This window comes from Acetobacter vaccinii, assembly GCF_008365315.1.
Taxonomy (GTDB): Bacteria; Pseudomonadota; Alphaproteobacteria; order Acetobacterales; family Acetobacteraceae; genus Acetobacter; species Acetobacter vaccinii.
In genome coordinates, this window is the sequence record NZ_CP043506.1 from 872,620 (window position 1) to 885,819 (window position 13,200).

The following is a 13,200-nucleotide window of genomic DNA, read 5'->3' on the forward strand; positions in this document are numbered from 1 at the left end:
AGAAGGATGGGCTTACTCGTCGTAGGACAGCAGGGTGGTGACGGGGATATCGCCCAGGCGGGCGCGGCCGCCAAGGCCGGTCAGTTCCACCAGAACAGAGGCTGCAACAACGTCGGCCCCGGCCTTCTGCAACAGGGTGGCAGAGGCAGCCAGAGTGCCGCCGGTTGCCAGCAGGTCATCCATAATCACCACGCGCTGGCCGGGCTGCACCGCATCATGCTGGATTTCCAGCGTATCGGAGCCGTATTCCAGATCATAGGTGTGGGACACGGTCTTGCCCGGTAGCTTGCCACGCTTACGCAGCATCAGCATGCCGCAGCCCAGCCGGTCAGCCAGAGGGGCGGCTGTCAGAAACCCGCGTGATTCCACCGCTGCCAGAATATCGGGCTTGAAGGGGGCTACCTGCCGGGCCAGACGCCCCATGGCCATCTGCCAGGCATCCGGGTTCCGCATCAGTGTGGAAATATCGTAAAAAAGAATACCCGGCTTGGGAAAGTCGGGAATGTGGCGGATGTAATGCTTGAGGTCGATCTCCTGGCGTGCCGTCATGGCCTGCGCGGTCCTTCTGTCTGCGCCGCCTGCTGGCGGACATGTTGCACCCTTGCCGTTCGTTCCCCCGCACCCTTTGTCCTGCCGGAAAACATGCCTGTTGGCTTGGCAAACGGCCCGCTCTATCCCGCGCGTGCAGGTTCCGCAAGGGCTGCCCCTTTGGCAAGGGGACTGTGCCCGCCCCCGGATGCAACAGAAAAAACCAGCATTATGGCCAGCTTACAGGGCAAAACGTGCCTCTCGGACACCCCACCCGGCGGACTTGACCGTTTTTTGAAAACTGCACCCCTTAGCTCGCCGCCCGCGCACCAAGGGCCATGGTGACAGCCTCCATCAACCCATCACGGCGGAAGGGCTTGGCCAGCAGGCAGGCATTGGCCACACTGCCCGGAGGTGGCTGGGAATCCGCTGTTAGATCACCCGACATATAGACCACAGCCGCACCCGGATAACGCTCAAGCACCACACGCGACAGGGTTATGCCGTCCAGCGGGCCGGGAAGCTGGATATCGGTCACCAGCAGATCCAGCGTACCTTCCATCCCGGCGGCCACGTCAAAGGCCTGTTCACCATCTCCTGCCTCCAGCACCTTGTGGCCGCTCATGCTCAGAATGGTCACAACGATATCGCGGATGGCAGCGTCATCCTCCACCACCAGCACCTGCAAACTGCGCTCGTGCGGTTTGCGGGGCGGGGTGGGGGCCTCCTGCCGTGTCGGCACCGCAAGGGCCGGGGTTTCCACCCTGGCCTCGGCCGCAGCACGGGGGAGCCATAGGGAGACTTCCGTCCCGCTGGCCCGGCCCGTGGCCACCACAACACGCCCCTGCACCTGTTGAGAAAACGCCAGCACCATGGCCATGCCCAGCCCTGTGCCTGCCCCTTCCCGCTTGGTGGTAAAAAACGGCTCAAACAGGCGGGCCAGCACGTCCCGCGTCATGCCGCTGCCGCTGTCTATGACATCCAGCCGCACCCAGTCCCCCGCAGGCAGAGGGGCCGGGTCGGACACCACACGCATGGCGCGCCCTTCCTCCACCGGCAGGCTCATCAGATCCGCATTGACGGAAAAGGTGACATTGCGCGCCGTGATCCGCAGCCGCCCGCCCGACGGCATGGCGTCACGCGCATTAATGGCCAGATTGAGCACCGCACTTTCAAGCTGTGCCGGGTCTGCCCGGACAGGCCAGACCTCCCCTACGGATTCGCAATCCACCACAATGCGCGGGCCGATCACACGGCCCAGCAACCCGCCGAGGAAGGAGAACAGGTCGGACAGGCGCAGGCAACCCGGCTCCCCACTCTGCCGGCGCATAAAGGACAGCAACTGCCCTGTCAGCGCCTCGGACCGATGGCCCGCATGGGCGGCAGCGGACAGATAATCCTGCCGCTGGGCCACCTGTTCGGGCTGGTCATGCTCTGCTGCCAGTTCAAGATTACCCAGAATAACCGTCAGCAGGTTTTTAAAGTCATGCGCGATCCCTGCGGTCAACTGGCCCAGAGCGCGCAGCTTCTGCGCCTCACCCAGCGCGCGCTCACTGCGCAGGCGCATGGTAATATCGGCCGCTGTCAGCACAAAGCCCCGCTGCTCGGCGGCACCATCGGGGGCAAAAAAGACCGTGCGGCACAGTTCCAGATCAGCCCCGTTGGTGCCCTTGCATTCCACCACCACGGGCGGGTCGGGCTGCTGGCGGGCCAGGCTGGCCTCAACATGTTCCAGCGGTTCCAGCATGGGCATGCCATCCACCACCAGCACGGCACTCAGGGCATTGTAAGGCAGGCCTGTACGCAGGAAATTCTTTTCCAGCCCCAGCACGGCAGTCAGTTGCTCGTTCCAGTGCCACAGGCGGCCATCCGCCCCGAACACCGCAACCCCAAGGCTCAGGCTGTCCAGTGTGGCGCGCAGTCGCAAGGCCAGATCGCGCGATGAGGTCTCGGCCCGTGCTGCGGCAAGGGAGGACCGGTCAAGCACCCAGCCTGCCGAAACAAGGCTGAACACACCTGTCAAAATCCCCAACAGGCCAAGCCTGCGCTGCCAGCTTGTATTACGCAGCATGTTGGCCACGCGGTCTGCCTGATCAATCGTGCTGGCACGGCTGAGCATGGACAGGTTCTGGTCCAGACTGGCCAGAACCTGCTCGCCCCCGTCAGGCATGCCCTCAACAGCAACCGGCCAGGCACTTATGGTTTCAAGCTGCTTGCGGACATTGGCCAAAGGCTCAACCCGCCCGCCGCTTTCACGCATCTGCACTGAGCGGAATGCCTCAAACCCGCTCAGACTTTCCGAAAGCTGGTGGATGGCCTCCGTATAGCACGCGGCATCGGGCTTCTGCTGGTGTGCAAGCCAGGCATAGTGGCATATGCGGGCATCGCTGGTGGCATGGTGCAGCCCACGCAGGTAACTGCCTGCCGCCGTGCTCTGGCGGTCCAGATCACCATGGCGGACCATTTCATTACCCAGTTCGATGCCCATGGCACCAAAGGTCACAATCAGCAGGCCTGCGCCGATAAGGGCCAGCACATGGGCCCGTCTTGCGGGATGCCGTGGCATATCAGGCACGCTCCTTTTCCATCCGCCACGCGGGGTCGTGCCGCGCGTGGTCCATAAGCCGAACCTGCCCTACCACCCGGTACGGCCCCCTGCCAGCGTCACCTGCAGGATAGCCCCTGCACCACGGCGCGCAAGAGCGCCAGCTCCTGCCCGCCCCCCGTTTCTAACGGGGCTGATCGGCCACAGCGGCAATACGGGCATGCCGCCACAGCCACAGGCCCAGCACGCCAGAGACCACAAACAACCCGGCTCCCAGAACATACTGCCACGCAGCACCAACCTGCACGCCCGAACCCAGCAATACTGTCATAGCGTTCTGGGGCAGCGCGCCCACGATGGTAGCAATCACAAACGGTGCCACACGCATGCCCGACAGGCCGCCCAGCAAGTTCAGCAACAATGCAGACCCCACCGGTAGCAACCGCAGGGTGAGAATACTCAGAAAAGGCTGGGCAGTCATAAAACCATCCAACCGGGCAAAACGTGCCCCCAACTGCCGCTGCGCCCAGTCTCGGCCACCCCATCTGGCCCATAGAAAACCCGCCAGACACCCGAGTGTGGAGGCCACCGTAATCAGCCCCAGCCCACCCAGCACACCATAGGCAAGCCCTGCGGCAAACCCGGCCACCTGCCGGGGCAGACCAAAGGCGCACCACAGTGTCGCCCCCGCCAGAAAGAGCATGCAGCCTGCAAACCCCTGCCGCCCCTCTGCCGCACCATCGAGCACATGCTGCAGGGCAGGAACATGGCGCAGCCATAGCGCGCCCAACACCAGCACCAGCAGCATGAGCAGGGGGCGGATCAGCACCGTTGCAGTGCGGGCATAGCGGGAAAAAGCAGGTTCCATCCCCTGCGCTGGTACCATCTTCTTGCCGCGCCCGGCAAGCTGGCTGTAAACCCGTGCCACCACCCCAGGAAGACCAGAAGGCCGCCATGCCCCCAGCCCCTACCCCCGATACCTCCATGACCCCCGCACACCGCCGCCTGATTTCAACATGGCTGTTTGTGCTGTGCTTCATGCTGCTGGGCATGATCGCCATTGGCGGTGTCACGCGCCTGACAGGCTCTGGCCTGTCCATTATGGACTGGCAGCCTGTCAGCGGGATTATCCCCCCCCTGACCCATGCGGAGTGGGAGCGACTGTTTGCCCTCTACCAGACCATTCCCCAGTACCATCTCCAGCATGAAGGCTTTGGACTGGAAGGCTTCCAGCGGATTTTCTGGGCGGAATGGACCCACCGCTTCTGGGGTCGGTTAATGGGCCTTGTACTGCTGGTGCCCCTGCTGTGGTTTGTCGTGCGCGGTATGATCACCCGTGCGCTGGCTGTGCGGCTGTTTGCCTTTTTTGTGCTGGGCGCACTACAGGGGGCCATTGGCTGGTTCATGGTTGCCTCGGGCTTCCGGCCCAACAGCACGGCGGTTGAGCCTGTGCGGCTGGTGCTGCACCTGAGCGCTGCCCTTGCCCTCTATGCCGCCATCCTGTGGACTGCGTTCTCCATCCGCTGGCCCACCCCTGTGGCCTCGGCCCCGGCGGCCACACGGCTGGTGCGCCCGCTGGCGCGGGTGGCTGTGGGGCTTTTGTGCCTGACCATTATTGCCGGGGGCTTTACGGCGGGCACCCACGCAGGCTTCCTGTTCAATACCTTCCCGCTGATGGATGGGCGGCTGATCCCTGCCGACTATGCCCGCATGACCCCGTTCTGGCTGAACTGGGTTGCCAACCGGGCCGCCGTGCAGTTTGACCACCGCCTGCTGGCCACGCTGACAGTGCTGTCCGTTGGTGCCGTGCTACTGGTGGGCCTGCGCGCACGCGGGCTGGGCGAGCAGGCCCGTAACGCTCTGCTGCTACTGGGCTGGGCAGTGGCTATCCAGTACGCACTGGGCATTACAACGCTGCTGCTGGTTGTGCCTGTCTGGGCCGGGGCCATCCACCAAACCTTTGCCGCCGTGCTGCTGGGCTGCATGCTGTATGTGCTGCACTGCCTGCGCACCCCCCGGCACAGCCCGGACTGAAAACGCCCAAGCCCCACCGTGGCGGCCATGCCCCGCACTCCGCCCCACGGCAGGGCTACCCCTCACGCCTGCCGGTTTTGTGGTTGCCTTTGCCTGTCAGGATTGTATGATGCCGCGCATGATATGCCGCCCTGCAACACCCGAGTCCAGAACGCGCCGCACAGCCGCGCTGGTGGGCGGCGTTGCCTTTCGTCTGGACCTTCTCCTTCGACTTACCTGCCCCTGAGCGATCCGGGCGGCCTTATGCCGTTGCGCCCAGGGGAAGACAATGAAAGAGCGCCCGCCCCTTGGGGCAGGCAGACCATGGCACGGCCACCCCACACGCCGTGCCGGACCAGAATGATCCAGGAATACTCCCATGTCTGCTGACCAGACCAGCTTTACCCATCCGTCCTTTGGCGTCATGACGCCTGAACGCATTATCATCTTCGACACCACCCTGCGTGATGGGGAGCAGTCGCCCGGTTTTTCCATGAACCTGGCCGAAAAGCTGCGCATGGCCGAAGCCCTGGCAACGCTGGGTGTGGATGTGATCGAGGCGGGTTTTCCCGTGGCCTCGAAGGGTGACTTTGAATCCGTCAACCAGATTGCCCGCAACACCCGTGGGGCTGTCATCTGCGCGCTGGCGCGCAGCGGCGGGGCCAAGGACATTGCCGCCGCGGGTGAGGCACTGGCCCCTGCGGAACGCAAGCGTATTCACAACTTCATCTCCACCTCCCCGCTGCACATGAAATACAAGCTGCGGATGGAGCCGGAAACCGTTCTGGACCTGATTACCGCCGGGAACACCGCCGCCCGCAACCTGACGGACGACGTGGAATGGTCGGCCGAGGACGGGTCGCGCACCGAGCCTGACTTCCTGTGCCGCTGTGTGGAGGCCGCCATCAAGGCCGGTGCCACCACCATCAACATTCCCGACACGGTGGGCTATGCCACGCCAGAAGATATGGAGCAGATTTTCTCCATGCTGCGCGCCCGCGTGCCGGGTGCGGACCGGGTCATTTTTTCGGCGCATAACCATAACGACCTGGGGCTGGGCGTGGCCAACACGCTGGCCTCCATCCGGGGTGGGGCGCGGCAGGTGGAATGCACCATCAACGGCATTGGCGAGCGCGCAGGCAATGCGGCGCTGGAAGAAATTGTCATGGCGCTGCGTACCCGCCACGACCAGTACCCCTACACCACGGGTATCCACACCCAGGGGCTGCTGAAAGTGTCGCGCATGCTGGCCACCATCACCAGCTTTGACGTCCAGCCCAACAAGGCCATTGTCGGGCGCAACGCCTTTGCCCATGAAAGCGGTATCCACCAGGATGGCGTGCTGAAAAACGCCGCCACCTATGAAATCATGACCCCCGAAAGTGTTGGCTGGTCGCGCTCATCCCTGGTGATGGGCAAGCATTCCGGCCGGGCCGCCTTCCGCGACAAGCTGAAGGCTCTGGGTTATGAGGACATGGACGACGCCCGCCTGAATGACGCCTTTACCCGCTTCAAGGATCTGGCTGACCGCAAAAAGGTTGTTTACGACGACGACATCGTGGCCCTGGTGGATGATGAAGCCCGCGACCATGATCATATCCGTTTTGTGAACATGAGTGTCAGCTCCGTATCGGGCCAGCCGTCGGAAGTGCAGCTGACCCTGTCGGTCGATGGGCACGACACCCACGCCACCGCCACGGGCAACGGCCCGGTGGATGCTGCCTTCAACGCCCTGCGCCGCGCTTTCGCGCATGACGCCAAGCTGGCGCTGTTCTCGGTCGCCGCCGTGACAGAAGGCACCGACGCCCAGGCCCGCACTACCGTCAGGCTGGAAGAAGCAGGCAAGCTGGTCGACGGTCAGGGCGCTGATGCCGATACCGTTGTCTCAGCCGTGCGCGCCTATGTGCATGCGCTGAACAAGCTGCTGGTCAAGCGCGCCCGCACCGAACCGGAAGCCCTGAACGCCTGAAAGACAGCACTCCGCCCCCTGACCGGGGGGGCGGGGCTGCCGCAGTGCGGCCTTGTGCACGAGTTTCTTGCACGAGGGTCTTGTCTGCCTGCCCGCGCGCCGGTAATCCGTGCACGTAATTCCCCGATGACTCGCCGCAGGTGTCTGTCCGCCCTGTCCTGCATCGCCCCGTCTGAACCAGGAGTCCTGGATGTTTTCTCGTCTGCTCGGCCTCATGTCCGCTGACATGGCCATCGACCTGGGTACTGCCAATACCCTTGTCTATGCCAAGGGGCGCGGTATTGTACTTAACGAGCCTTCCGTTGTCGCCATTGCGGATATCCGTGGCAAGAAGCAGCTTCTGGCCGTGGGCGAGGAAGCCAAGCTGATGGTCGGGCGTACCCCGGGCAACATTACGGCCATCCGCCCCATGCGGGACGGCGTGATTGCCGATTTTGACGTGGCGGAAGAAATGATCAAGCATTTCATCCGCAAGGTTCATAACCGCCGCGCCTTTGTCAGCCCCCAGATTATTGTGTGCGTGCCCTCTGGCTCCACTGCGGTGGAACGTCGCGCCATTCAGGAAAGCGCGGAAAGTGCTGGTGCGCGCCGCGTGTTCCTGATCGAGGAACCCATGGCCGCCGCCATTGGCGCGGGCCTGCCTGTGACCGAGCCTTCGGGCAGCATGATTGTCGATATCGGCGGTGGCACGACGGAAGTGGCCGTGATCTCGCTAGGTGGTATCGTTTATGCCCGCTCCGTGCGCGTGGGCGGCGACAAGATGGATGAGGCGATTATCTCCTACATCCGCCGCACCTATAACCTGCTGATTGGCGAAAGCTCGGCCGAACGGATCAAGATCAGCATCGGCTCTGCCATGATCCCGGAGGACGCGGATGAAACCGGCCCCTGGCAGGATGTCAAAGGCCGTGACCTCATCAACGGTGTCCCGCGTGAAGTCCAGGTGTCCCAGGCGCAGATTGCCGAAAGCCTGATGGAACCTGTCAGCCAGATTATTGACGCCGTCACCACGGCTCTTGAAAACACACCGCCCGAACTGGCGGCTGATATTGTGGACAAGGGCATTGTGCTGACCGGCGGCGGGGCGCTGCTGTTCCGTCTGGCCGATGTGCTGCGTCTGGCCACTGGCCTGCCCGTTACAGTGGCGGAAGATGCCCTGTCCTGCGTGGCCCTGGGCACCGGTCGGGCCCTGGAGGAAATGAACCGCCTGCGCAATGTGCTGACCACAATGTACTGATAGGCCCGCACGGCAAGCGGCGCGGGGGGCATAACCCACCCACCACCGCCTCTGCCACCGCCAGAAAGGACCCGCGGTTTCATGCTCCCGGTTTCCATCCAGATGAGACAGGCTCTGAGCAAGCTGGTACTCCCAGCCCTGCTGCTCCTGTCTGTCGGGATTATTATTGCCGGGCAGGTGGACAAGCGGCTGGCGGACCAGTTGCGCATGGGTGTGGCCGATGGGCTGGCCCCGTTGTGGAGCCTGATCTCCCACACCCAGTCCAGCATGGACACGCTGGCCAGCGGGTTGAGCGAAGCGCGCCACCTAGCAGAAGAAAACCGCCGCCTACAGGACGAAAACGCCAATCTGCGCCGCTGGTATGATGTTGCTGTCTCCCTCGCGCGGGAGAACGATACCCTCAAAACCGAACTGCGCTGGGTGCCGGAACCCACGCCCTCCTTTGTCACAGGCCGCGTTGTTGCCGACAGCGGGGGTATTTACGCGCGCGCTGTGCTGCTGGTTGTCGGCTCGGAAAGTGGTGTGCATGTGGGCAATGTGGCCCTGGCCGCCAGCGGGCTTGCCGGGCGGGTAACGGAAGTCGGCGCACATGCGGCCCGGATCCTGCTCATCACCGATGTAGCCAGCCGCCTGCCGGTGCAGCTTGAATCAAGCCATGCCTCGGCCATTATGGTGGGCGACAACACACCCCTGCCACGCCTGCTCTACTACCCGCAGGACGCCCGCCCGATTGAGGGGGAACGCGTGGTGACTGGCGACCAGACCGGGGCATTCCCTGCGGGTATTCCCATTGGCACCGTGCATTACCTGCACCCAGGCCAGCCGGTGGTGCAGCCTTTTGCCCAGCTTGAACACCCGACTGTGCTGCGCGTGTTTGACTTCCGCCAGTCCGAGATCGAACCGCCAGAAGCCCCCGGCCATGTGCCGCTGACCCACCCGCACCGGCCGCTGGCCCTGCCGTTCAGAACCCTGCTGGCCCCCGGGCAGGAAGGATAGCCCATGCCATCCCCCGCCCTGCCCGACTGGGACCCAGATACAGGCCCGCAGGCCACCCTGCGGCAGCGACTCGACAGGGCGGCACGCCATCTGCTGCCCACCCTGTTTGCGCTGTTTGCCACGATTGTCTTCTCCGCTCCGCTGGCCATTCCCGGCTCGGCCGAGCTGCTGCCCGCCATTATTATCAGCACCGTGTTTTTCTGGTCTGTCTGGCGGCCATCAGGCATGCCCGCACTCAATGTTTTCCTGCTCGGGCTGTTCATGGACCTGGTAGGCTTTACGCCACTGGGGGTCAGCGCGTTTATCCTGCTTCTGGTGCATGGCACGGCCAGCTATATCCGCTTTGGGCTGATGCGGATGAACTTTTTGGTGGTATGGTGTGTGCTGGGGCTGGTAGGAGCGGCGGCGGCGGCCATGCAATGGGCATTGGCCTGTGTGTTCCGGCTGAACCTGCTTGATCCGGCACCCGCATTTTTCGAAGCTTTGCTGTGCATAGGGGTCTATCCGTTGCTCTCCGCCACCTGTTCGTGGTTCCTGCGCGTCTTGGATGAGAAGAACGCGCCATGACCGTATGGCCAGGCTGCCCATGTCGCTGAAAAACCGACTGAAGCTCAAAGGGCGCAAGCGCGAAAACCGCCGCCTTATGCCCGTACGCGACCAGAAAGACCCCGCACGCGGTGTATTCACACGCCGTGCGCTGCTGTTCATGGCTGTGCAGGTTGCTGCCTTGGGGGAACTGGGGCGGAGGCTGTACCACCTCCAGATCAACGATGGTGACCATTACGCCCGCATGGCGGCCAACAACCGTGTCAGCAAGCGGCTGCTTGCCCCGCCACGCGGCCGGATTGTGGACCGCTATGGCATGGCGCTGGCCAACAACAAGGAAAACTGGCGCGCCCTGCTGCTGCCCGAGGAAACGACGGACATCCCCGGCACCATCGAGCGTTTTTCCGCCATTATACCGCTGGATGACCGCGACCGCAGCCGCATTGCGCGGGAAATGCGCCACCAGCGCCGCTTTGTGCCTGTCATGCTGCGCGACTTTCTGTCGTGGGATGAAATGGCGCGGATTGAGCTCAACGCCCCCTCCCTCCCCGGTGTGCTGATTGATGTGGGCACACGCCGCGTGTACCCAGAGGGCGAACTGCTGGCCCATATCATCGGCTACGTGGCCCCCCCGAATGAGGAGGACGTAGCCCATTCCACCCTGCTGGCACTGCCCGGCATGCGGGTGGGCCGCTCGGGCATAGAGCAGAGCCAGGACGAACAGTTGCGGGGCACCGCAGGTTCGGTCGAGATGGAGGTCAACGCAGTCGGCCGGGTCATGTCCGAGCTGAACCGTCTTGAAGGTGTGCCGGGCGAAGAAATAAGCCTGACCATCGACCGTGGCCTGCAACAGAAAGTGCTCAACCACATTGGCGACCAGACAGCCTCCGCCGTGGTGCTGGACTGCCATAATGGGGAAGTGCTGGCCATGGTCAGCACGCCATCGTTCGACCCGTCGCTATTTGATAGTGGGGTCAGCCACGCCCAGTGGATCGAATGGACCAACAACCAGCGCACGCCCCTGATCAACAAGGCGGTGGCCGGAGTGTACCCGCCGGGTTCAACCTTTAAGCCCGCCGTGGCCATGGCAGCGCTGGAATCGGGCCTGTTTTCCGCCACTGACAGGGTATTCTGCCCTGGCCATCTGGATGTGGGCGGCACACGCTTTCACTGCTGGTCGCGCTGGGGTCATGGCTCGGTGGACCTGCACCTCGCGCTCAAATACTCCTGCGACGTCTATTTCTATGAAATCGCCCGCCGGATTGGCATGGACCGGATCGCCCAGACCGCCAATCGCTTTGGCCTTGGCGTGCCGCTGGATATCGAGCTGCCCCATACCCGCACGGGTCTTATCCCCACCCCGGCCTGGCGCCGTGCCCATAACCACCACTGGAATGGGGGGGACACCATTGTCAGCGGCATTGGGCAGGGGTTTGTGCAGGTCACACCGCTGCAACTGGCCACCTATACGGCCCGTATTGCTACAGGCCGCGCGGTAGAGCCGCACCTGATGCGCGCCATCAATGGTGAAGTCAGCCCCATGGCCAGTGCCGAACACTGGCCGGACCTGAACATGCCAGAGCCGTATCTGAAAGCCCTGCGTGAGGGCATGTTTGCTGTTGTGAACGAGCAGCACGGCACGGCCCCCAAAGCCAAGCTGGACCTGCCCGACATAGCTATGGCGGGCAAGACCGGGTCGGCCCAGGTGCGTCATGTCTCTCGCGCGCTGCGTGAGAGCGGGCACTTCAACTCCGCCAATCTGCCGTGGGAATACCGGCCCCATGCGCTGTTTATCTGCTTTGCCCCTTATGATGCCCCACGCTACGCGGCCGCTGTCGTGATCGAACATGGGAACACAGGGGCCGATGCCGCAGCCCCGCTGGCGCGCGACATCATGCGCGACACCCTGTTGCGTGACCCGGTCAACCACACCACACCGCCACCCGAAAGTGTGGCGGATGCGGGGGATTCCATTGAATAGCCGCATCCGGTTTCACAAACGCCTGCTCCGGGCCGAACCCAGCTTTCGACTGCTGGCCAAGCTGTGGCGCATAAGCTGGCTGTATGTGTTGCTGGTCTGTGCGCTGGCGGGCGTGGGTTACGTGACACTCTATTCCGCAGCGGGGGGCATGCCCTACCCCTTTGCCACCCCGCAGGCCATCCGCTTTGCCATCGGGCTGGTGATGATGATTACCGTCGCCATGCTGCCCCCGCGCATACTGGTTATGGCGGCAGGCCCCCTCTATGCCCTATCCATTGTGCTGTTGCTGGCGGTGCTGCACATGGGCCATGTGGGCAAAGGGGCGGAACGCTGGCTGATTATCGGCGGCATGCAGATCCAACCGTCCGAATTTGCCAAGATTGCGCTGGTTCTGGCCCTTTCAGCCTGGTTTTCCCGCATCAGCTACGCCCGCATGGGCAACCCGCTGTGGCTGATCCCACCGGCCGCCATGGTGCTGCTGCCCGTAGCACTGGTGCTGAAGGAGCCCAACCTGGGCACATCCGTCATTATCGGCGGAATTGGGGCATCCCTGTTTTTTGCGGCAGGCATGCGGCTATGGCTGATCGTGCTGATGCTGCTGCCTGTGCCCACCTTGGTCAATTTTGCCTACTCCCACCTGCATGACTATCAGCGCGCCCGCATCGACACGTTTCTCCACCCCGAAAATGATCCGCTGGGTGCGGGCTACAACATCATCCAGTCCAAGATTGCGCTGGGGTCTGGGGGCATGTGGGGGCAAGGCTACCTGCATGGGTCGCAGGGGCAGTTGAACTTCCTGCCCGAAAAGCAGACCGACTTCATCTTCACCATGATCGCGGAAGAATGGGGGTTTGCCGGGGCGGCCACAGTCATCGGGCTGCTGTTGCTGGTTATTCTGGGCGGTATGGTCATGGCCATACGCTGCCGCAACCGCTTTGGCAGGTTGCTGGCCCTTGGCATTAGCATGAACTTCTTTTTCTACTGCCTGGTCAACCTGTCGATGGTGATGGGGGCTATCCCTGTCGGGGGCGTGCCACTCCCGCTGATTTCCTACGGGGGGTCGGCCATGCTGACAGTCATGTTGGGCTTTGGCCTGCTGCTGTCCACCTGGGTACATCGCAATTCCCACTACGGGGAAAACCTGTCCAGGGACGATCAGGAAACCGCCTGACCGGCCCCTTCGGCCTTCTGCTTCATACCGCCAGACCCTCCGCCAGCCGCAGTTTTATGGGCCTGACACGCGGCTGCACGCCCTGGCCCCCGGCCCTGCCGCGCCGGGTGTGACAATCCACGATGCGTCGTGCTTCTTTCTTGACAAGGTTTTGCCAGACTTTTAGTCTCCCCGTTAACAGTAACACTTGTTACCATTTTCTATCCACCCTCTG

General features: G+C 63.2%; 10 protein-coding genes. 7 read left to right on the forward strand and 3 right to left on the reverse strand.

The genetic code is table 11. The features are described 5' to 3' along the window. Positions 1–12: 12 nt before the first annotated feature. The 3 genes from FLP30_RS03865 to FLP30_RS03875 form a co-directional block, all read right to left on the reverse strand. The gene (locus tag FLP30_RS03865; RefSeq protein WP_149278667.1) at positions 13–549 is read right to left on the reverse strand and encodes an adenine phosphoribosyltransferase; all 537 of its coding nucleotides are present in this window, start codon (positions 547–549) and stop codon (positions 13–15) included. A 289-nt stretch (positions 550–838) separates the two neighbouring features. Further along, on the reverse strand, positions 839–3,094 hold the full coding sequence (locus FLP30_RS03870; protein WP_149278668.1) for an ATP-binding protein: 2,256 nt from the start codon (positions 3,092–3,094) through the stop codon (positions 839–841). A gap of 163 nt (positions 3,095–3,257) precedes the next feature. After that, positions 3,258–4,004 (reverse strand): TVP38/TMEM64 family protein, encoded by a 747-nt coding sequence (locus tag FLP30_RS03875; RefSeq protein ID WP_246856586.1) that lies wholly within the window; start codon positions 4,002–4,004, stop codon positions 3,258–3,260. A gap of 53 nt (positions 4,005–4,057) precedes the next feature. On the opposite strand from FLP30_RS03875, the gene FLP30_RS03880 reads away from it, so the two are divergent. From FLP30_RS03880 to rodA, 7 genes are all read left to right on the forward strand, one after another. After that, positions 4,058–5,107 (forward strand): COX15/CtaA family protein, encoded by a 1,050-nt coding sequence (locus FLP30_RS03880; protein ID WP_149280200.1) that lies wholly within the window; start codon positions 4,058–4,060, stop codon positions 5,105–5,107. A 358-nt stretch (positions 5,108–5,465) separates the two neighbouring features. Continuing rightward, entirely contained in the window at positions 5,466–7,055 is a 1,590-nt protein-coding gene (locus FLP30_RS03885; RefSeq protein WP_149278669.1) for a 2-isopropylmalate synthase, read from the forward strand. Between the two features lie 190 nt (positions 7,056–7,245). After that, positions 7,246–8,292 (forward strand): rod shape-determining protein, encoded by a 1,047-nt coding sequence (locus FLP30_RS03890; RefSeq protein ID WP_149278670.1) that lies wholly within the window; start codon positions 7,246–7,248, stop codon positions 8,290–8,292. An 81-nt stretch (positions 8,293–8,373) separates the two neighbouring features. Next, positions 8,374–9,288 (forward strand): rod shape-determining protein MreC, encoded by a 915-nt coding sequence (gene mreC, locus FLP30_RS03895; protein WP_149278671.1) that lies wholly within the window; start codon positions 8,374–8,376, stop codon positions 9,286–9,288. 3 nt (positions 9,289–9,291) lie between these two features. After that, positions 9,292–9,855: a rod shape-determining protein MreD gene (locus tag FLP30_RS03900; protein WP_149278672.1), complete on the forward strand. Its 564-nt coding sequence runs from the start codon at positions 9,292–9,294 to the stop codon at positions 9,853–9,855. 37 nt (positions 9,856–9,892) lie between these two features. After that, the gene (gene mrdA, locus FLP30_RS03905; protein WP_149280202.1) at positions 9,893–11,815 is read left to right on the forward strand and encodes a penicillin-binding protein 2; all 1,923 of its coding nucleotides are present in this window, start codon (positions 9,893–9,895) and stop codon (positions 11,813–11,815) included. 4 nt (positions 11,816–11,819) lie between these two features. Continuing rightward, positions 11,820–12,986, forward strand: coding sequence for a rod shape-determining protein RodA (gene rodA, locus FLP30_RS03910; RefSeq protein WP_149280201.1), 1,167 nt, complete (start codon positions 11,820–11,822; stop codon positions 12,984–12,986). Positions 12,987–13,200 lie beyond the last annotated feature (214 nt).